Origin of the sequence: Petrotoga sp. HWHPT.55.6.3 (assembly GCF_002895495.1) — a bacterium.
Taxonomy (GTDB): Bacteria; Thermotogota; Thermotogae; order Petrotogales; family Petrotogaceae; genus Petrotoga; species Petrotoga mobilis.
Genome location: NZ_AZRJ01000007.1, coordinates 20497 through 41282 on the forward strand (window position 1 = coordinate 20497; position 20786 = coordinate 41282).

Annotated in this window: 22 protein-coding genes; 7 read left to right on the top strand and 15 right to left on the bottom strand. The window is 34.5% G+C overall.

The features are described 5' to 3' along the window. Positions 1-2: 2 nt before the first annotated feature. The 5 genes from X926_RS02580 to metG are packed head-to-tail and all read right to left on the bottom strand — an operon-like array spanning position 3 to position 6527. A complete protein-coding gene (locus X926_RS02580) occupies positions 3-992 on the bottom strand; it encodes a 3-dehydroquinate synthase (protein WP_146255745.1) in 990 nt (329 codons plus the stop codon). A 13-nt stretch (positions 993-1005) separates the two neighbouring features. Beyond that, positions 1006-1440, bottom strand: coding sequence for a ribose 5-phosphate isomerase B (rpiB, locus tag X926_RS02585; protein WP_103064875.1), 435 nt, complete (start codon positions 1438-1440; stop codon positions 1006-1008). A 16-nt stretch (positions 1441-1456) separates the two neighbouring features. Continuing rightward, positions 1457-2074, bottom strand: coding sequence for a transcriptional repressor LexA (gene lexA / locus X926_RS02590; RefSeq protein ID WP_012209053.1), 618 nt, complete (start codon positions 2072-2074; stop codon positions 1457-1459). 44 nt (positions 2075-2118) lie between these two features. Further along, complete coding sequence (gene gyrA / locus X926_RS02595) at positions 2119-4560, bottom strand: DNA gyrase subunit A (RefSeq protein WP_012209054.1); 2442 nt, start codon at positions 4558-4560, stop codon at positions 2119-2121. Positions 4561-4589: 29 nt separating this feature from the next. Further along, positions 4590-6527 carry a methionine--tRNA ligase gene (metG, locus tag X926_RS02600; protein WP_103064876.1) on the bottom strand — a complete coding sequence of 646 codons (1938 nt, stop codon included), beginning with the start codon at positions 6525-6527 and terminating at the stop codon, positions 4590-4592. Between the two features lie 291 nt (positions 6528-6818). Here metG and X926_RS02605 point away from each other — a divergent pair, with 291 nt between their 5' ends. Beyond that, the gene (locus X926_RS02605; RefSeq protein WP_103064877.1) at positions 6819-8567 is read left to right on the top strand and encodes a proline--tRNA ligase; all 1749 of its coding nucleotides are present in this window, start codon (positions 6819-6821) and stop codon (positions 8565-8567) included. A gap of 592 nt (positions 8568-9159) precedes the next feature. Here the strand turns inward: X926_RS02605 and X926_RS02610 are convergent. The 4 genes from X926_RS02610 to X926_RS02625 all read right to left on the bottom strand — a co-directional run bounded on the left by X926_RS02610 (position 9160) and on the right by X926_RS02625 (position 11460). Continuing rightward, the gene (locus tag X926_RS02610; RefSeq protein ID WP_103064878.1) at positions 9160-9789 is read right to left on the bottom strand and encodes a tetratricopeptide repeat protein; all 630 of its coding nucleotides are present in this window, start codon (positions 9787-9789) and stop codon (positions 9160-9162) included. Between the two features lie 157 nt (positions 9790-9946). Next, positions 9947-10780: a hypothetical protein gene (locus tag X926_RS10295; protein WP_123821467.1), complete on the bottom strand. Its 834-nt coding sequence runs from the start codon at positions 10778-10780 to the stop codon at positions 9947-9949. A gap of 143 nt (positions 10781-10923) precedes the next feature. Then, positions 10924-11151, bottom strand: coding sequence for a UPF0175 family protein (locus tag X926_RS02620; RefSeq protein ID WP_233186664.1), 228 nt, complete (start codon positions 11149-11151; stop codon positions 10924-10926). Between the two features lie 81 nt (positions 11152-11232). Further along, on the bottom strand, positions 11233-11460 hold the full coding sequence (locus X926_RS02625) for a TrmO family methyltransferase (RefSeq protein ID WP_103064880.1): 228 nt from the start codon (positions 11458-11460) through the stop codon (positions 11233-11235). 223 nt (positions 11461-11683) lie between these two features. On the opposite strand from X926_RS02625, the gene X926_RS02630 reads away from it, so the two are divergent. Next, the gene (locus tag X926_RS02630) at positions 11684-12067 is read left to right on the top strand and encodes an ATP-binding protein (protein ID WP_233186665.1); all 384 of its coding nucleotides are present in this window, start codon (positions 11684-11686) and stop codon (positions 12065-12067) included. A 205-nt stretch (positions 12068-12272) separates the two neighbouring features. Here the strand turns inward: X926_RS02630 and X926_RS02635 are convergent, their stop codons facing one another. The 4 genes from X926_RS02635 to X926_RS10225 all read right to left on the bottom strand — a co-directional run bounded on the left by X926_RS02635 (position 12273) and on the right by X926_RS10225 (position 14620). After that, the gene (locus tag X926_RS02635; protein WP_199171161.1) at positions 12273-12533 is read right to left on the bottom strand and encodes a TrmO family methyltransferase; all 261 of its coding nucleotides are present in this window, start codon (positions 12531-12533) and stop codon (positions 12273-12275) included. Between the two features lie 149 nt (positions 12534-12682). After that, positions 12683-13375: a tetratricopeptide repeat protein gene (locus X926_RS02640; RefSeq protein WP_158245180.1), complete on the bottom strand. Its 693-nt coding sequence runs from the start codon at positions 13373-13375 to the stop codon at positions 12683-12685. Between the two features lie 452 nt (positions 13376-13827). Beyond that, entirely contained in the window at positions 13828-14073 is a 246-nt protein-coding gene (locus tag X926_RS10220) for a hypothetical protein (protein ID WP_199171162.1), read from the bottom strand. Positions 14074-14173: 100 nt separating this feature from the next. After that, a complete protein-coding gene (locus tag X926_RS10225) occupies positions 14174-14620 on the bottom strand; it encodes a hypothetical protein (protein WP_103064883.1) in 447 nt (148 codons plus the stop codon). 335 nt (positions 14621-14955) lie between these two features. Here X926_RS10225 and X926_RS02665 point away from each other — a divergent pair, with 335 nt between their 5' ends. Further along, positions 14956-15183: a type II toxin-antitoxin system HicB family antitoxin gene (locus X926_RS02665; RefSeq protein WP_199171163.1), complete on the top strand. Its 228-nt coding sequence runs from the start codon at positions 14956-14958 to the stop codon at positions 15181-15183. Between the two features lie 209 nt (positions 15184-15392). On the opposite strand, the gene X926_RS02670 is transcribed toward X926_RS02665, so the two are convergent. Then, positions 15393-16187, bottom strand: coding sequence for an Rpn family recombination-promoting nuclease/putative transposase (locus tag X926_RS02670; protein WP_233186666.1), 795 nt, complete (start codon positions 16185-16187; stop codon positions 15393-15395). A gap of 343 nt (positions 16188-16530) precedes the next feature. Between X926_RS02670 and X926_RS02680 the strand changes: the two genes are divergently transcribed. Together X926_RS02680 and X926_RS02685 are read left to right on the top strand one after the other, a co-directional pair. Next, positions 16531-17790, top strand: a complete 1260-nt coding sequence (locus tag X926_RS02680; protein ID WP_103064887.1) for an AAA family ATPase — start codon at positions 16531-16533, stop codon at positions 17788-17790. A gap of 2 nt (positions 17791-17792) precedes the next feature. Next, the gene (locus tag X926_RS02685) at positions 17793-17996 is read left to right on the top strand and encodes a hypothetical protein (RefSeq protein ID WP_103064888.1); all 204 of its coding nucleotides are present in this window, start codon (positions 17793-17795) and stop codon (positions 17994-17996) included. Positions 17997-18138: 142 nt separating this feature from the next. On the opposite strand, the gene X926_RS02690 is transcribed toward X926_RS02685, so the two are convergent. Beyond that, the gene (locus X926_RS02690; protein WP_103064889.1) at positions 18139-18726 is read right to left on the bottom strand and encodes a hypothetical protein; all 588 of its coding nucleotides are present in this window, start codon (positions 18724-18726) and stop codon (positions 18139-18141) included. 491 nt (positions 18727-19217) lie between these two features. On the opposite strand from X926_RS02690, the gene X926_RS02695 reads away from it, so the two are divergent. Further along, a complete protein-coding gene (locus X926_RS02695) occupies positions 19218-19559 on the top strand; it encodes a type II toxin-antitoxin system MqsR family toxin (RefSeq protein WP_103064890.1) in 342 nt (113 codons plus the stop codon). Beyond that, positions 19552-20571: a type II TA system antitoxin MqsA family protein gene (locus X926_RS02700; protein ID WP_103064891.1), complete on the top strand. Its 1020-nt coding sequence runs from the start codon at positions 19552-19554 to the stop codon at positions 20569-20571. The genes X926_RS02695 and X926_RS02700 overlap by 8 nt, the downstream gene beginning before the upstream one ends. The last annotated feature ends 215 nt before the right edge of the window (positions 20572-20786 follow it).

Genomic DNA, 20786 nt, shown 5'->3' on the forward strand with positions numbered 1-20786 from the left:
GATTAAACACCTCTCAAAAGAGACTTAAACTCCAAAAGAAGATCTTTCAGCTCGCCAAAATTCAAAAGCAAATCCACAAAGCCATCCTCTTTAAGTAATATTTCTCTTATAGGCACGTTGTTCACTTTAGCCTTGATATTTTGGATTTTTGATGATTTTAGATCTTCGAAACTTCTGATCTTTTCAAATATCTCTTGAAATCTTTCTTCATGAATATAACCAAATTTAAAACTCAAATACAAAAGAAACGCAAAAGACAAACTCTCGTTTTGAACGAAATCAGATTTTACAGAGGTATCTGCTATATATTTCATCAATTTAGTCCCAGGGAAAGGTAAATCATTAGAATAAAGCGATAAAACAAACTTAACAGCAGAATAAAGATAATCCTCTAAATCTAAACGGATGAAATTTTTGGAATACTTCAAAGATAAGCTTGCAAAGTTATTATCGAATAGAAGCCCCAAAATATACCCCAAGAAAAAATGGTTTTTCATATCTTTTTTATCTAAAAATTTACAAAAATACGGATCTATATACACTAGATCGGGATAACCTCTTACCTTCAAAAAATTCCTAGTGTAATTCATATCTAAATAGAACTCTCCCGAAACGGGTAAATATATCATAGAAGACAGCGTTGTTGGCATAACTGTGAGGGTCCCTGTTGGAAAATCCAAAGTATGAAAAACGTAGCCAACCATATCTATCAAGGAACCTCCACCTATCACCACTAAATTGCTGTAACTACCTTCCACAATGACCTTACAAAGTTCTAAATATTTATCGAAATACTTGGTCTCATTGCCACCTTTAACATAAAAGATATTTTTATCAGTACCTGGATTTAAATGATTTTTCAAATTGGAATCAATTATCATCAAAGTCCCGTATTTCGACGCGTATCTTTTGGAAAATTCTTTGTAATACCCTTGGCTTATATTAATATTAATGTCTTTTTCAATACCCTTTGAAAAACTAATACTTTTCATTTTTTTGTCCTTTTTACCTGATTTCGTCGATTTTATCGACACGCCTTTTATGCCTTCCACCTTCAAAATCTGTCGATAAAAACTTCACTACGGTCCAAATGGCTAAATCGATGCCCATAAGCCTACCTGCCAAAACCAAAACGTTGGCGTCGTTATGTTTTCTGGCGTATTCTGCCATCGATGGATACAAGCACAGAGCGCCTCTAACGCCTTTGACTTTGTTCACTGCGATTGACATACCTATTCCAGTACCACAGATACCAATGCCAAAGTCAGCTTCACCTTTGGTTACCTTTTCACCAAGTTTTTTGGCATAATCAGGATAATCGACACTGGCATTGGAATTAGTTCCCAAATCTATTATATTGAATTTCTTCTCTAAAAGATAATTCTTAAGCTGTTCTTTCATCTCATATCCGGCATGATCGGAGGCAATTGCAATTTTCATGAAAATTCGCTCCTTTTTATAGCACTCTTATTAAGCCAACCATTTTTCCTTGTATCTTTAAATGATCAGCTTTGACCTTTATCTCTTTCATACTTTTATTCTCTGGGATAAGTAGCACTTCGTCTTCATTGAGCCTTTTGTACCTTTTAAGTGTTGCATCGTTTCCATCAATCAATGCAACCACTATGTCTCCATCCATTGCGTAATCTTGTTTACGTATTAAAACAAAATCCCCGCTTTTGATCTGTGCTTCTATCATCGAATTTCCTTCAACTCTGAGTGAAAAATATTCGTAATTTTTAGGGAAAAAATTGGTAGGTATGGGAATATAATCGCTAATTGTTTGTATAGCCTCAATGGCATCTCCTGCTGCTATCTTTCCTGAAACAGGAGCCAAAGTCTCAGTGGCAAAAATTTCTCCCGATTTTGGCATCATCTTTATTCCGCGTGAGACGTTTTTACGCTCTATATAACCCTTTTTTTCTAAAATTATGAGATGCTTATGTGCCGCTCTAGGGCTTTTAAAATTAAAATGTTTCATAATATCTCTGATACTTGGAGCAAAACCGTTTTTTTCCATATAAGATTTTATGAAGTCCAGGACCTGTGACTGCCTTTTTGTCAATTCCTCCATTCTATTTACCCCTTCCATGCTTAATAATTATAATTATTATAACACTACTCTTCATCATTTGCTTGAACTTCAATGGCTCCGACAACTGAATCGTCTTCATCCAGTCTTACAATTATAACACCTTGGGTGATCCTTCCTAAAACATTTATATTATTTACATTTACCCTAATAGCCTTACCTTTTTTAGTGAATATCAGTATGTCTCTCCCATCTTCGACACTCATAGTAGCAACTATTGGACCTATTCTAGATATATCTCGTACCGTTTTTACACCAATTCCTCCACGATTCTGCGGTTTGTAAGAATGGAAAGAAACTCTCTTCCCATAACCTCTTTCAGTGATCAACAAAAGTTTTTTACCTTCGTCGACCTTTACCACGTTGATCACTTCATCCCCTTCGCGCAATTTAATTGAGTTGACACCCATTGCGGTTCTTCCCATCGTACGTACCTGGGAAGAGTTAAACATTAACGACATCCCTAGCTTTGTCACAATTAACAAATCTCTATCTGATCCGTCAAGCAAAACTACATCCACAACTACGTCTTTATCAACTAGATTGATTGCTCTAATACCGGAAGCTCGTGCACTGCTGAACTCTCTCAAAGAGGTCCTCTTCACCTTGCCTTGTTTTGTAAAAATGAGAATATCCTTATCGTAATCACCGTCTAAAGATATGGCAACGATGCTTTTTATCTCTTCCCCTTCGTCTAAACTGATGAAGTTAGCGATATGCTTGCCTTTTGTATTTTTCAAAGTAGTCTCTATCTCGTATGCGTTTATTTGATACGCTTTACCAGCGGAACTAAATAACATTAATTTGGATAATTTGTTAGTGTATATGACCTCTTTTACGTCATCTTCATCAGAAATTTTTAATCCTTTTACACCTTTTCCGCCTCTCCCTTGAACCTTGTATTCCGAAGAAGGAATGGCTTTGAGATATCCCCACTTGGTCAAAACTATTACCACATCTTCATCTTGAATCATTTCAACCTCTTCGGCTAAATCCCCTTTGTTATACAGTATCTCCGTTCTTCTTTTATCACCAAACTTGTTTGCTACTTCGTCCAGCTCTTCTTTAATAACTCCTAACAGTCTTTCTTTTTTCTGCAGAATATCCATGGCGTTTTCTATATCTTTGTATAGGTTCTTCAATTCTTCACTCAAATTGGTACTTTCAAGTTTTGAAAGACTGATCAATCTCATGTCTGCGATAGCTTTTGCCTGTTCTTCACTCACACCTATTGTTTCTTGAAGATTTTTCAAAGCTTCCTGAGGATTTTCTGAGTTTCGTATGATCTCAACCACCGTATCAATACCTTGAACCGCTTTGATAAGCCCTTCAACTATATGAGCCCTTTTCCTTGCCTTCTCTAACTCGTACTTTGTTCTTCTTGTTATGACGTTAACCCTGTGATCCAAGAAGCTCTGTAAAAGCCCCTTCAAATTCATCAAAGAGGGCTTTTCGTTATCGATTACATTCATTTGAACGTAAAAATAGGATTGAAGATTTGTGTGCTTGAACAAATCGTTGATCAATTTCTTAACGTTAGCGTTTTTTCTCAGCTCTATTACCAGTCTTATTCCCTCTTTATCACTCTCATCTCTAACGTCTTTTATCCCGACATCTTTCTTTTGTTCTTTCGCCTTAACCACGTATCTTACAATTTGTTCGATGATATCGGCTTTAGAAACGTTGTAGGGTATCTCATCAAAAACGATAGAGGTTCCTTTACCTTCGTCCTCTATTCTGTACTTTCCTCTAATCGTTATCTTCCCTCTACCTGTTTCATAGAGTTCTTTCAACCCTTCTCCGTCGACAACTTGACCACCTGTTGGGAAATCAGGTCCTTTAATATGCTTCAACAGATCCGCTACTTCAGATTCGGGTTTTTCTATTAACAATTTCAAAGCTGCTACAAGTTCGTTTAAATTATGAGGCGGGATATTGGTAGTCATTCCCACGGCTATCCCGCTTGCTCCGTTCATCAAAAGATTAGGCACCATTGTAGGTAAAACAACAGGCTCACTCAAGGAACCATCGAAATTCTCCCTAAAATCTACAGTTTCTTTCTCGATATCCTTGAGCATATACTCTCCAAGTTCAGGCATACGGGCTTCTGTGTACCTCATAGCCGCAGGAGGATCGCCATCTATCGATCCAAAATTTCCTTGTGCCTCAACCAAAGGATACCTCATAGTAAAAGGTTGCCCCATTCTAACTAAGGCATCATAAATAGCCGCATCTCCGTGTGGGTGATACTTACCCATCACTTCACCAACGATACGGGCATTTTTTTTGAATGAAGAGTTATGTTTCAACCCCAATTCGCTCATCGAGTAAAGTATTCTTCTCTGAACAGGTTTCAACCCATCTCTAACATCGGGTATAGCCCTGCTCACTATAACGCTTAATGAATAAAGTAAGTAAGAAGTTTTTAATTCTTCAGTAAAATCTTTGATAAATATTTTATCGTCCATCTATTAGTATTACCTCCATTAAAAATCTTTTAAGAAATCTTTGAACCAGGTTCAACATCTTTATCTACCGTCAGTACACTCAAATTACCGTTTCCATCTTTAGCCGCTAAAAGCATGCCTTCGGATAATTCCCCCATCAATTTGGCGGGTTTTAGATTAGCAATGATTATTATCTTCTTATCAACTAAATCTTCAGGTGAATAAAAGCTCTTGATGCCTGCGATCACTTGCCTTTCACCCATCTGCCCTAAATCAAGATGTAATCGCAGTAGTTTGTTAGACTTTTCGATATTTTCTGCCTTTACCACTTTGGCAACTCTTAAATCGATCTTTTTAAAATCTTCTATTTCTACTATATTTTGAACGTTTTCAATTTCCGACATTACTTCGTCCTCCTTGTTGATATTTACCGTTTTGATTATTCTCTTCCAACTCTTCACGTCGATTCTTTGGAATATGGGATCACCTTTCACAACTTTAACTCCACAGTGTAGAAGGCCCTTTTCAAGGTTCTCTCGATTTAAAACTTCCAAACCATAACCTATCTTTTTTAACATCGTTTCAGAAGTATCTGGCATAATTGGATAAATCAAAATAGAAATAATTCGAATAACGTCGAGCAGATTGTACAAAACGGTGGACAATCTATCTTTTTCATTTGGATCGTTCCCCAAGATCCAAGGCTCAGTTAAATCGATGTATTTATTAGAAAAACGTATGACTTCCCATAGATTTTCAAGGGCTTGTGTAAACTGATACCGCTCCATCAAATTCAAATAAGCGTTTTTCTTACTCTCTAGGAGTTCTAAGAGTTCTTCATCCACCTTGTCTTTTCTTTCAGGTTTTGGTATGACACCATTAAAATACTTTTCAACCATCGTGAGTGTTCTATGCACTAAATTACTTAAATCATTGACCAAATCGGCGTTGTACCGAGTAATTAAGTTTTCTTCCGAGAAATCTCCATCCCTACCAAAGGCGATATCTCTCAACAAATAATACCTTATAACATCTCTACCATATGCGTCCATCAGAATCCTTGGATCAACGGCGTTACCCAAAGATTTTGAAATCTTTTGTCCATTGACCGTTAGCCACCCATGTGCGAATACCTTCTTCGGCAAAGGCAACCCCACTGACATCAACATAGCGGGCCAGATCAGCGAATGGAACCTATTAATTTCTTTTCCAATAAGATGTAAATCTGCAGGCCAGTACCTGTTGAATTTCTGTTGATCATCAGAATAGCCTATCGCACTTACATAATTAATTAACGCATCCACCCAAACATACACCACATGTTTTGGATCACTCTTTAAAGGTATTCCCCAATCGAACGTAGTCCTAGTGATGCTGAGATCTTTTAACCCATCATTCAAAATTTGCAACATCTCATTTCTTCTAAAAGATGGTTCCACAAAGTCCGGATTATTTTCATAATGCTTCAACAATGGTTCGGTATATTTGGAAAGTTTAAAAAAGTAATTCTCTTCCTCTACCCATTTCAATTCCCTATTACATTCAGGGCAAAGCTTAACGCCATCTTGCGTGACTATCTCAGATTCATCCCAAAAGGATTCATCGTGTATGCAATACCAACCGGCGTACTTTCCTTTGTAAACGTCTCCATTCTCCATCATCTTATCAACAAACATCTGCACGGTCTTTACATGATAAGCATCTGTTGTTCTAACAAAATGATCGTAACTAATCCCCATTTCATCCCATAAATTTTTAAATTTTGAAGAAAGCGAATCAACATACTCCTGTGGAGGTATATTCTTCTCTTTTGCTGCCTGTAACACCTTTTGCCCATGTTCATCCGTTCCAGTCAAAAAGAAAACATCGTACCCCATCATTCTCTTAAATCTTGCTACTATATCCGCAACTATCGTCGTATACGCTGAACCAATATGTGGTTCACTGTTAACGTAGTAAATCGGTGTAGTGACGTAAAACTTATCCATCAATGGCACCTCCAAAACTGTTCTACCTTCTTTCCTTTGTCGAATTGTGAAGTCTATCCTATTATATCACATTGAGATTGTTTTGGTATTCTCATATATTCTCTAGAAGTTTAAGCTTTCATTTCAGCAAAATTTTAGCTGTATTGAAGAATCTTTTAATTTTTTAATTTGATGGTACCAAAAGACTCAATATATTTTATTACAGTAAAAATTTAACTTAACAATATTTCTATGATATAATTTCTCAAAGTACAAAAAATTAAATATGCTAAAAAAATCGGAGGGATAATCTTGAGATTTTCCAAACTATATGCTCCTACTTTAAAAGAAGCACCATCTGATTCTGATATAAAAAGTTACGAGTTATTGATCAGAGGAGGGTTTATTAGAAAGATCTCATCAGGTGTTTACAGTTATCTTCCCCTTGGATGGAAGGTCATAAGAAAAATCGAACAGATAGTCAGAGAAGAAATGGAAAAGATAGGTTCTCAAGAGATCATGCTACCCATAATACATCCAGCAGAGTTGTGGAAAATGACGGGAAGATGGGAAGATTACGGACCAGAATTGATGAAACTTAAGGACAGACACGATAGAGAGTTTACTTTAGGTCCCACACATGAAGAAATAGTCACATTTTTGATGAAAAATGAGCTTAGATCGTACAAACAGTTCCCGGTCAACCTTTTCCAAATAGCCACTAAGTTTAGAGATGAAATAAGGCCAAGGTTTGGGGTGCTAAGGGCAAGAGAATTCATCATGAAAGACGCCTACACCTTTCATACCGACTACAACTCATTGCATGAATCTTATCAACATTTCTATAATGCCTATGAAAACATCATAAAAAGAATAGGTTTAAAATATGTCGTTGTAGAAGCGGATACCGGTGCAATTGGTGGATCTTTTTCTCATGAATTTCATGTATTGGCACAGAACGGCGAGGGAGAAATATTTTACTGTGAAAAATGTGGTTATGCAGCCAGTGATGAAAAGGCAAGATCGGGTGAAGATTTTTCAGTAGATGAAAACGAAACCTTCAAAGAAATGGAAAAAGTAGATACCCAACACGCCAAAACCATCGAAGAAGTCGCCAAATTCCTGAATGTTTCTGAAAAGAAGTTGATAAAATCGATACTGTTAAGATCCGGTAAAGGATGGGTGATGGCACTAATTAGAGGAGACTACGAGATAAACCTTGCCAAGATCAGGTCCGTTCTTCAAGATCAAAGCTTAGAACTAGCCGATCCGCAAGACGTTCTAAAAGAATTTGGTGTAAACGTTGGATTCATAGGCCCAATAAACATACCTGAAAATGTCAAGATTATTGCAGATCTAAGTGTAAAATCCATAAAAAATGGGGTTATAGGGGCTATGGAAGAAAAAGCCCATTACATCAATGCAAACGCCGAAAGAGATTTCAGAATAGATTTATTTGCAGACATTAGATACGTAAAAGAAGGCGAAAAATGTCCAACCCAAGGATGTAATTCTACACTCAAACGAACAAGAGGCATAGAAGTTGGTCAAATTTTTGAATTAGGAGACAAATACTCTTCAAAAATGAACGCAGTCTTCACCGATGAAAATGGAGAACAAAAACCTTACATAATGGGATGCTATGGATGGGGGGTATCAAGAACCTTAGGGGCAATAGTCGAACAATTAAACGATGAAAACGGAATAATCTGGCCCAAAAGCGTTGCGCCTTTTGAAGTGGCAATAATACCGGTTGCCATGAACGATGAAGCAATTGTAAGCACATCGCAAGAGATCTACGATTACTTTTTAAAAGAAGGAATCGACGTCATTATAGACGATAGAGAAGTCTCCGCTGGATTTAAGTTCAAAGATATAGATCTAATCGGAGTACCGATAAAAATTATTATCGGCAAACGTTTAAAAGAAGGAAAAATTGAGCTAAAACAAAGAGATAAAGAAGAAAGCACATTGATAGAATTCAAAAACGTAAAAGAGTTATACGATAAAGTAAAAGAAACATTAGAAAACTATGACCCAACTCAAAATTTAAGCATTTGAGCAGTTGCGAGCAAAGCCTTACCATCCCTTTCCTTATGGGTGGGCAGCGGGGCTTGCCTTTTGCTGATCTGTGCAAAAAGCTTTTTGCCGATCTTTGCTAAATGGTCTTTTTCGTAATTTTTTTGAATAATTTTCCTAATCTCATTTACTTTGGAAATGATGTATTGGTTTTGGGGTTCTTAAGGGGCTTGCCTTTTGCTGATCTGTGCAAAAAGCTTTTTGCCGATCTTTGCTAAATGGTCTTTTTCGTAATGTTTTTGAATAATTTTCCTAATCTCATTTACTTTGGAAATGATGTATTGGTTTTGGGGTTCTTAAGGGGCTTGCCCCTTAAAGTATGGTGCTAATAAAATCATTAAAAAAGATATCACTCCTCTTTTATGAGGAGTGATATCTATCACTACCACAATTCACTAAAAAATATCAAAAATCTACTTTACTACAACTACTTCACTAACTCTGTTAGCTCTTCTAATGTAATATTTGTAATGTTTTTCTTTATTTGATTTATAGTTTCTTCATTTGCTTTTCTGATCTTTTCTTCTCCCCCCTACTTTCATTGCTAACTTTGTTCATACATTTTGCTCTTTTTTCAATTTTCTTCTAAATCATTCATTATTGAGTTGATTTCGTTCTGAATGACATCACGTCCATATGTAAATTTATATTTATCAATAATATTAAGAGCGTCCTTAAGGTATTTCAGAGCATTCTCCAAATCTCCTTTTTCTTGGTAAATAAATCCAATATTGCTCAAAGCAATTTCTTCTCCCTCTTTGTGATCTATCTCTCTAAAAATTTTTAAAGCTTCTTGGAGGTATTTCAGTGCATTTTTCAAATCACCTTTAGCTTTAAAGATTAGCGCAATATTGCCCAACTCATCTGCTTTTCCCTCTTTGTAGCCTTCTTCTTGGCTTATTTTTAGGGCTTCCTCATGATATTTCAGAGCATTCTCCAAATCTCCTTTTGTTTGGTAAATCAAACCAATATTGTTCAAAGTAATTGCTTCTCCCTCTCTGTGATCTAGCTCTCTAAAAATTTTTAGAGCTTTCTGATAGTATTTCATAGCCTCCTCCAAATCACCCATCTCTGAATAAATCACGCCCATATTGTCGAAAATCATTGCGTCTTCTTTACAATAGTCTGTCTCCTTGTCTAATTCTAGAACTTCTCGAAGGCGTTCCTTGGTTTTTTGCGAATCATCTTTTTTATGGCCATTCATAAAGATCCTCCTTGCAAAATATGTATCGACACTTTAGAAACTCTAAAACTTGTTTTAGCGCCCCTTTCACCTCGATTCCCATCCCCTTAAGAAATGGGATTTGGGTTTCGCTCTGTGACCCATCCAAAAGATCAGATAGAGCTTCGTCTACTTACAACTATTTCAATAACTCTTTTAGTTCTTCTATGGTTATCTCTAACAAGTTATCTCCTATATAATCTATTGTCTTTTTGTCTGCTGCTCTTATCTTAGCTTTTAACTCTTTGGTTAATCGTCTACCAAATCTTTTGTTTAATATTTTAATTGTCAATTCTTTTTCTCCTTCTTCAACGCCTTCTTCAAATAATGAAGTTCCGATCTTTGTCATTCGTATCACCTCTTTCAGTTCGTTTATGTACTCATCTCTTACATAACTATCTGAGAACCCTAATAACGATCCTATTACCATTTCTTTTTGGTTTTCATCCGGAATCTTGATTGCTAACTCAAAGACATCTTTTGTCACTTCTTCTTCGCTTTTTTCGTTTCTCATCAATGGCAAGAATACTAAATCCATTAAGTCTTTTTTCGTTAGTGGTTCTTCTTTTTCTATCTTTCTTTTTATTTCATTGTACCTTTTTGTTCCATCATACTTTATCATGAATATTTGTTGTACTTTGTATTTAATAGAACCCATGTCCAATTCATTTTCTGCACTTTCGTATTTTCCAGAGTACATTACTACTGTGTTTATCTTTCTTCTTTCTTTTTGATATAACGCTATGTCGTATTGCGCAAATCTTAGTAAGTCGGCTTTCTTCCACGTCGTTTGAAATTCTAAGTGTAACAGTGAGTTGTCCTCTAGTTCGAATACAAAATCCGTGTTTTGGTTTGATGCGTTGATTACTGGTATGTCTATTGGTTTTACTGAAATTATCTTTGGAAAGTTGAGTTCATGATATTCGGCGGTTTCGTCTTTGTGAATGTAACCCGTTGTGTTAGTGTCTTTCATTGTTTCCCCCCTCGATAGTTTGTTGAATTATTTAAATTGTAACATATGTTTTTGAAAATCGCTTTAGATCTTAAACATAAATACATTCATTCCAAATTATATCTCTTATTTCTCGTATTAAAACACTTGTGTCAGATATCTAATTAGGCATTTTTCACATCATTTCTTAATTCTTCAGTGTTGTAATTAAATAGCGAGGTATCGAAACCACCCAATATTTCAATAAAAGCTCTCTTGGAAAGTTCTGATAATTGTGCGGCTTCTCCTAAGGATAACTTACCTTCTTCATATAATTTTGTAGCAATTAATAATTTAATTTCTTTTTCATTTAAATCAATAAAATCTGGTAGATTTATAGATATGGTTTTCATAAAAAGCTCCTCATATAGTATTTCGCTCCCCACCCATAAGGATATACTTATATACAGATATTATAACTCAAAAAACTTTCCTTAACTGAATCTACCGTCGTCTTTCAATTGTTGCAGTTTGTGAACATTTTTCTCAAGCCATCCTATTTTTATCCCATCATTAGTTGTGAATTCTGGTACGTAGGGTTTTATATCCAAAACAGGGGTACCATCAATTATTTCTACATTTTGAATCTCCAGTATATTCTTTTCTACTTTTATTAATCTAACAACCGATAAACCAATGGGGGTGTATTTAATTTCCATCATACTTTTAGCTCTTTTCAAAATAATTTTATCACATCTAAAGAAATTAATAAAAATTTAATAAAGTTATGATATTTTATTTATATTGCGCTTTTTGCATTTTTGAAAAAAACTAAACTGACACTTTTTGGAAGAGAATCGCATAAATTATTCTATTAGTTTTAATGCCATCGAACTTAATAACTTATCACCTTGTTTAAAAGAAGTTGTACTTCGAAATGAGTTATTGGCAGATGTATTTTTCAAAGCTGGACTAATAGAGGCTTGGGGCAGAGGAACAATAAAAATTACAGATGAATGTAAAAAAGCTGGACTGCCAGAACCAGAATTTAAAGAAGAGTTTGGCGGTTTTGCAGTTTATTTCTATAAAGACATTTATACTGAAGATAATTTAAGAAAAATGGGGTTAAATGAAAGGCAAATCAAAGCAGTTTTGTATGTAAAAGAAAAGGGAAAGATTACGAATAAGGAATATCAGGAAATCACTAATGTATCTAGGCAAATGGCAACTATTGATCTCGCAGAAATTGTGAAGAAGGGGGTATTTGCAAGGATTGGAAAAGCAGGCAAGGGAGTTGCCTACCAATTGACTAAATTGACTAATAAATGACCAATATTTGACTAATGGAGAATGAAAAAAACATATCAAGAATTAAACATTTGTTTTGAACCACAGCCGCAAATGATTTGAAAGATTCAATAGATTTAGTAAACAAGAAAATTTTTTAAATTTGAAGGAAAAGGTAGAAATAATTGCTATGTTATCAAATAATTTGGCATTAGTTGGAGAGTATTTGGCAATTTTTGGGTTTCCCTTAACTGAATCTACCGTCGTCTTTCAATTGTTGCAGTTTATGAACATTTTTCTCAAGCCATCCTATTTTTATCCCATCATTAGTTGTGAATTCTGGTACGTAGGGTTTTATATCCAAAACAGGGGTACCATCAATTATTTCTACATTTTGAATCTCCAGTATATTCTTTTCTACTTTTATTAATCTAACAACCGATAAACCAATGGGGGTGTATTTAATTTCCATCATACTTTTTGCTAACTTTCCTACTTCCTCAAACATTCTTGGCACCCCCATTTCTTCTAAATCAAGTATAATGAGCTTTATAGCTCCCTTCCCCTGCTGGACACCCATATGGGGAAAAGTATTTTTATTAGCGCCCCTTTCCCCCTACTTTCGGTGTCACCTTTGTTCATATATTTTGCTCTTTTTCAATTTTCTTCTAAATCATTCATTATTGAGTTGATTTCGTTCTGAATGACATCACGTCCATATGTAAATTTATATTTATCAATAATATTAAGAGCGTCCTTAAGGTATTTCAGAGCATTCTCCAAATCTCCTTTTTCTTGGTAAATAAATCCAATATTGCTCAAAGCAATTTCTTCTCCCTCTTTGTGATCTATCTCTCTAAAAATTTTTAAAGCTTCTTGGAGGTATCTCAGTGCATTTTTCAAATCACCTTTAGCTTTAAAGATTAGCGCAATATTGCCCAACTCATCTGCTTTTCCCTCTTTGTCGCCTTCTTCTTGGCTTATTTTTAGGGCTTCCTCATGATATTTCAGAGCATTCTCCAAATCTCCTTTTGTTTGGTAAATCAAACCAATATTGTTCAAAGTAATTGCTTCTCCCTCTCTGTGATCTAGCTCTCTAAAAATTTTTAGAGCTTTCTGATGGTATTTCATAGCCTCCTCCAAATCACCCATCTCTGAATAAATCACGCCCATATTGTCGAAAATCATTGCGTCTTCTTTACAATAGTCTGCATCTTGGTCTAATTCTAGAAATTCTCGAAGGTGTTTCTCGGCTTCTTCCTGATTGTAATCTATATTCTGGTCTAATTCTAGAACTTCTTGAAGGTGTTTCTTGATCTTTTCCAAATTATCTTTTGTATGGTCAGTCATAAAGATCCTCCTTGCAAAATATGTATTACTTACTGTCATTAGAAACTCTAAAACTTGTTTTAGCTCCCCTTTGCCCCGCAGCCCGCCCATAAGATTAGTGAAGTGTTTTCTCTGTTAACTTAATTATACCATTTCTTTTTGAAGGTGTTCGATCCTTATTAGCGGTTATAATGCAGGGGGAAGCTAAAAGACAAATATATTATCAATTGAGCCAAAAAAGAGCCAATAATGAGCCAATTGACCCAAAAAAGAGCCAATAGGCGAATTTGACAGTTACAAAGGCGTAAGAATTCTAAAACAGTCATGAATAAATGTTTTGTTCCGGCTATTGACGTCAGGAGATAAAAAACACCACTCCTTATTGAGAACAATCACAACAAAGGAGTGATATTTTTTAAGAGCACAATTATATCTCAAATTCTTGAGATTGGTATAGAATTACCCTTCTATAACTACTTCAATATTCCTTTTAGTTCTTCTAATGTAATACTTAGAATATTTTTCTTTATTTGGTTTATGGTTTCTTCGTTTGCATTTCTGATCTTTTCTTCTAATGTTTTATCAAAATCTTCTCCAAACCTTTGATTGAGAATTTCAATTATCAATTCTTTTCTTTCTTCAAGCTTTCCTTCTACTTTTCCTTCCAATTTAGCCTTTTCTCTGTCTCTTTTTGCTATCTCTTCTAATGTGTTAAACATTTTTGGCACCTCCATTTCTTTTAGCTCTTCGTACCTTTCTTCTATCTCTTTGTAATCTGTTCTCTTTCTAAGCAATTCTAAGAATGCGTTTCTGTGTTTATCAAACTTCTCTTTTTACTTCTTTTTTATCTCCAAATGCTCTTATTATATTGATTTCTTGATTTTTCAAAGAGGGTGTTAGTTTTTTTTGTATAAAATAATAGTTATTGAATTCTTTTAGGTCATAATATAATGGTTTTCTTCCAGGGTTAATTGGGTTTATATTGTTTTCTTTTATGATTCTTTGTATAGTTCTTATTGATTGGTCTGTCATTGTTGCTAAATCTTTTTGTGTGAAATATAATTTTTGTTCTTTTTCTCCAATATTATCAAATTCTTCATCATAATACAACAGATCATCTTTCATTTCTTTTAATATCTGTATAAATTCTTCAATTTCTTCTTTATTCTCATATGTTTTTGGATTTACTAAAAAATTATATAAAACTTCTTTATTTTTAGGCTTTAAATCAGAGAAAATGCTTAATAATTCATGTATTTCGAGCATTGTTTTTCCTCCTTATACCCCTTTTTCATTTATTTATTTTAACATTTGCACTTATGTTTGCAGTATATTTTATCATATAATAGATGCGAAGTGTTTCTTTAGTTCATTATCATAACTTGAACGAAAAAACCAAGAGTAATATTTTGAACTTTTTAAAAAAGAGGATAAAAGAAACAGCCTCAAGCACCCCGAAGGGGGTTCAAGGAAAGACAGCCTCACGGCAAATAAGGAACGAAAACAAAAGTTTTAACTTTTTTGGATGGAACTTCTTTTTTTCAAAAGACATACATAATGGTATAATTTATTATCAATATGACCGAAAATGAGGCGACATTATGAAAATTCTAAATTATAGAATTTTACTCAAGAAAGAAGCTGAAGGAGGTTATACTGTTATAGTCCCTGTTCTTCCAGGCTGTGTCACACACGGGGATACAATAGAAGAAGCAATAAAAATGGCGAAAGAAGCTATTCAATTATACATAGAAAGCTTGCAAGAACACGGAGAAGAGATACCTTCTGAAGATGAAACTATAGAGTACACAATAACAGTGGAAATTTAAATTTGCTAAAAAACTGGAGGAATAATCTTGAGATTTTCCAAACTATATGTATGCTCTTACTTTAAAAGAAACTTCACCTGATTCTCGGTCCGAGGGTGAAGGGTGCAAATAAAATTATTAAAAGAGATATCACTTCTCATAAAAGAGGAGTGATATCTCTATTACTACCACAATTCACTTAAAAATACTCAAAAATCTACCAACTACCATTACTTCAATATTTCTTTTAGTTCTTCTAGTGTTATACTAAGAATATTTTTCTTTATTTGGTTTATAGTTTCTTCATTTGCATTTCTGATCTTTTCTTCTAATTTTTTATCTAAATCTTCTCCAAACCTTTGGTTTAGAATTTCTATGATGAATTCTATAAATCTTTCCCTTTCTTCAAGTTTTCCTTTTTCCATTCCTTCATTCCTCAGCTTTTCAGCAATTGTCATAACTATTTCACCCCTTCCAGGCATTATTTCTTTTTGTACTTTTAATATCTCCTCTATCGTTACATCTTCCCTTACGTTTAATAGGTAGATCATGCACCCTTCAAACCATTCATGTACCTGTTCTTCTGGTAGTTGGTTTATATATGCGAATACTATTGCTAATCTTTCTTTAAATTCTTTTTCGGTCATTGCAGTTCCTGCTCTCATTGCTTCTAATGCAACTTTCGTCGCTGTTAATCCTATTATCCTTTTTTTCCCTTTGATTGAGAAGTCACATATTTCATATCGGTATGTCGGTAAGTATGTTTTTAGTTCATCTGATAAATCTTCTATCCCTTGTACCATATTTGATAAGTTCGTTTCTACGTTCCAGATTTCTCTTCCATGGTATATTACTATCGGTATTATTATCGGAACCTTTTTTGTTTTGGGATCGTATTTTTCTTCCCATATGTTTGTAATGTATCTCAACAGTTGAAAGATTATTTTCCCTTCAATGTAGCTTTTGTGTTCCATCAGAATGTATATGTATCCATCTTGTCCTTTTATCTTTGTTTTGTACAACATAATTATACCATATGTTTTTGAAGGTGTGCTCTCTTATCACATAACTTCTGTATAATGAGTTTTAGCGCCCTTCCCCCGCTGCCCGCCCATTAGGAAAAGGATCTTTGTTAGTGCTCTTCCCCCACTCCGTACCCATTAGTAAAGGGTCTTTATAGCCCCCCTTGCTTCACTCCTCACCCAAAAGGAAGTGGGATCTTTACCCTTTGGCTTCGCTACCTGCCCTTTTATGGAAGGGGCTTGCTGTCCTAACCCAGCAGGTGAGAAGGCTTTACCCATGTCCATAAAGTTTAAAAAAACCAAGAGAAATTTTGATATAATATGATTAGGCAAAGGAGGTTAAGCCATGGCCATAAAAAGAATACGAGTGAAAAATTTCAAGAGTTTCAAAGATCTAGAAGTAGAATTAGGAAAGTTTAATCTTCTAATTGGTGCTAATGCTTCTGGAAAATATAATTTTATACGGATCTTTGAGTTCTTAAGGGATATAGTAAAGCATGGGTTGGATAATGCAATTTCTATGCAAGGGGGCAGTGAGTATCTCAGGAATATAAGTATCGGTCCGTCCGAGGATTTTTCATTAGAAGTTGTTTCTGATCAAGAGTTTAGAAGAGCGATAAAAAAGAAAGAAAAAGGGTCATTAGGGATGATAACATATGAAACGATTTATAAGTTCACTATTAATTTTAATAAAAGCGGATCGGGTTTTAAAATTGTTGAGGACAAAATAACTCAGAAAGGTAAATTCGTTAGATTAGAAAGGCAAAAGGGAAAGCTACAGGAAAAAGAAGAACTTGGGGAAGGTGAGATCCTTTTTTCCAACGTTGAGGGGAAACTTAAGGTCGACTTAAAGTTAACCGCTGAGTTGCCGATAACAAAGGATGATATATTTCCACGAATCTTAAGAGAAGAAAAAATGCCACCCAAAACCCTTCTCATCGAACTTCCTTTATTTCCATTCATACTTCCTCCATCAGAGGCAATTTTCGGTGATGTTTCAATATACGATTTTGACCCTAAGCTTCCTAAAAAGGCAGTGCCGATTACTGGAAAGATGGAATTGGAAGAAAACGGAGAGAATTTAGCCATCGTTCTCAAAAACATTTTAGAAGACAAAGAAAAGGAAAGGAAACTCTCTAATTTAGTGAGAGACCTTTTGCCTTTTGTAAATAAACTGGATATAGACAAATTTGCTGACAGATCTTTACTTATTAAATTGGAGGAAGTATATGCTCAAAAGCAATACTTACCTGCTCCTTTGATTTCCGACGGAACAATAAATATTACAGCCCTGATTATTGCCTTATATTTTGAAAAAAAATTACTAACTATAATTGAAGAACCCGAAAGAAATATACACCCATCTCTTATTTCCGGCGTTGTAGAGATGTTGAAAGAGGCGTCACAGAAGAAGCAAATTATTGTTACCACTCATAACCCGGAGATGGTGAGGCATACAGATTTAGGAAGCATTTTGCTTATCTCTCGAGATAAAGAAGGTTTTTCCACCATTTCCAGACCTTTTGAGAAAGAAGAGGTAAAAACATTCTTAAAAAATGAGATAGGTATCGAAGAACTCTATGTACAAGATCTTCTGGAGGCATAATCATGGATTATAAAATGTTGTTTATTCTCGTCGAAGGAGACGATGATAAAAGATTCTTTGAGAAAATAATAACTCCTCTCTTTGAGGGAAAATACGATCAAGTTAAGGTATGGAAATATGCACAACAGAAAAAAGAGAAGGTTAGTAAATTTCTTAAAAGCATTAAAGGAATGAATGCGGATTATATCTTTGTAGCTGTGGTTTAAAGGTGCAACAATTCCTTTTTCCTTGTGGGGCGGGCAGCGGGGTGAAAGGGCGCTAATAAAATTATTAAAAAGATATCACTCCTCCTAAAGCAAAAAGAGGAGTGATATCTCTTTTAAATACTCAAAAATCTACCTTCTACAACTATTTCAATATTTCTTTTAGCTCTTCTACGGTTATTTCTAACAAGTTATCTCCTATGTAATCTATTGTCTTTTTGTCTGCTTTTCTTATCTTATCTTTAATTTCTTCAGTTAGTTGGTTGCCAAATCTTTTGCTTAGTAATCTAATTGCACATTCTTTTCTTTCTTCAATTTTTCCTTTTTCGATGCCTTCTTCTTCACCTTCGATTCTTCCTTTTTTAAAACCTTCTATTTTACCTTCCATTTTAGCCACTTCTTTGCCCCTTTCCAACATTTTTTCTGCTGTGTCAAGTACATTTGTGATTTTAATGTCATCTAGCTTCTTTATCGTTATTTCTAATAAGTTGTCTTCTATGTTGTTTATCCTTTTTTCACTCGCATTTCTTATTTCATCTTTTAACCTTTCGGTTAATTGGTTGCCAAATCTTTTACTTAATATTCTAATTACAAATTCCTTTCTTTCTCGAAGTTTTCCTATTTGAATACCTACCTTTTCACCTTCAATTTTTCCTAAGATTCTTCCTTCTTTCATACCTTCCAATCTAGCTTCTTCTCTTTCCCTTTTTACTACCTCTTCTAATGTGTCCATTCTTGGCACCCCCATTTCTTCTAAATAAAGTATAATAGGTTTTATAGCGTTCTTCCCCCGCTCCCCACCCGTGTGGAAGAGGGACCTGTGGGCCCTTTCCCCACTTTTCAACCATAAGGAAAGGGGTCTGTTCCTTTTTAACCCACGGACCACCCGTTTTAGGAAGAAAAAGTAGGCAAGTTGGGTTTTAAAGTTCCGTGTTTTAAAATAAGAAAGGTAATGGTATAATAGGGTTGATTGAAAAACGCTTGGGAGAGAAGAAGTGTTCGTTCATAGAGGTATATATTAAGTAGTTCAAATATAAGTCCTAAGATGAAATTTGATAGGGTGCTACGTAAAAACATTTCATAAAAAGCTCATACCGTTAACCTACAAGTTAAAAAAATATTAGTTTGTGTCATTGAGGAGGGTAATATAAAGATATATTTTTAACAATATTTAATATATTATACCATCAATTGATGGTATAATATGAGTGTAGGAGTTATAAAATGGTTGAATTTTTTCTAGAATTATTGAAACAATTTATCAATAATAATCAATTACAGCTCGTGAAAAGGGTGAAAAATACTGAGTTTCTAACCAAGGTCGGGTGGACTGAGGAAGACGTTCATGATTTTTTACTTAACGAATTAACAAAAGATGATTTTATATATGATAGTGTAGAAAAAGACTTTAATTTTCCCGAAGGAACCGTTTATATTTTTAAAAAACAAATTCGTGTTGAGGATGAAGTGTATCAAATTTATATTAAAATTAAATACGTTGAAAAAGAAGATTACATGGTACTTTTGTCTTTTCACGAGTCAGAGGAGGGCGAAGGAAATGTATGAATTGAAAAAACCAAAAGAAAGGTTGTTCTGTGAGCAATGTGGAAAATTGGTGAGGTATAAAACTATAAAAAAGAAAGAGAATTATAACGTTAAGAATTACCCTATTGAAGTCGAACGTACTGTTGCTATATGTGAAGAATGTGGGGCTGAGTTACTTGAACCCTATTATGAGAATGAGAATTTAAAAGCAGCATACAGAAAATATGCTGAGTTGAATAATTTGGTGTTACCTGAAGAGATCAAGGAAATTAGAAGTAAGTATAATGTCTCTCAGACACTATTTGCCTTGATTTTAGGTTTAGGAGAAGCTACTATACAACGTTATGAGATGGGTTCATTACCAACCAAAGTTAATAGCGATTTGATCAAGAGAGTTTCCGAACCGATTGAATTTTATAAGATTTTAAAAAGTAACAAAGATAATATTCCTGATATCGAGTATAAGAGGATCTTAGGAAACATTCAGAGAATTCTTAAAGAGTTTGAAAATAAACTTGAAGTTCAGGAATTGGAAAAAATTTTGTATATTAAACATCCTGAAATAGATATTGAAAAAATGAAAGGTTTAATAGCTGGTTTATTTTATTATTCAAAAGAATATCATCACAAGGATTTTTTATACAAAACCGTCTTTTTTAAATTGCTATGGTTAGTGGAAAAGGAATCCAAAAAAATTCTTGGCAGGCAAATTGCTAATTTGAAATTCATTCATTATAATTATGGCCCAATTCCTAAAGGGGCAAAAAATGAAGAGGGCGTTCTTTTAGATTATTTGATAAAGACGAATTTAGTAAAAATGAATATCGATTTTTCTAAAAAGTTTTTGCAAGAGACGTATAAGATCGGTTTGGTAGATCAAACTCCTTTAAAGAATTTAACAGATGAAGAAAGAAAGATTGTAGAAAAGATTGTTAAAAATTATGGAGGATTGAGCGCTAGAAAATTAGTTGAAGTATCACATAATGACGTGGCTTATAAAAGTTCAAATTATGATGAAGAGATAGTGATTTAGGGTCAATCTTTTTATGGATAATTCTGATCTATAACAATATACCACCCTATCACACAAATGCTGTGCAACGAGTTTTATAGCGCCCCTTCGCCCCGCAGCCCGCCCGTGTGGAAAAGATCTTTATTAGCGCCCTTCCCCCGCTCCCCACCCGTGAGGAAGAGGTACCTGCGGTCCCTTAAACCCTGTTTTTCACACATAAGGAAAAGGATCTTTAT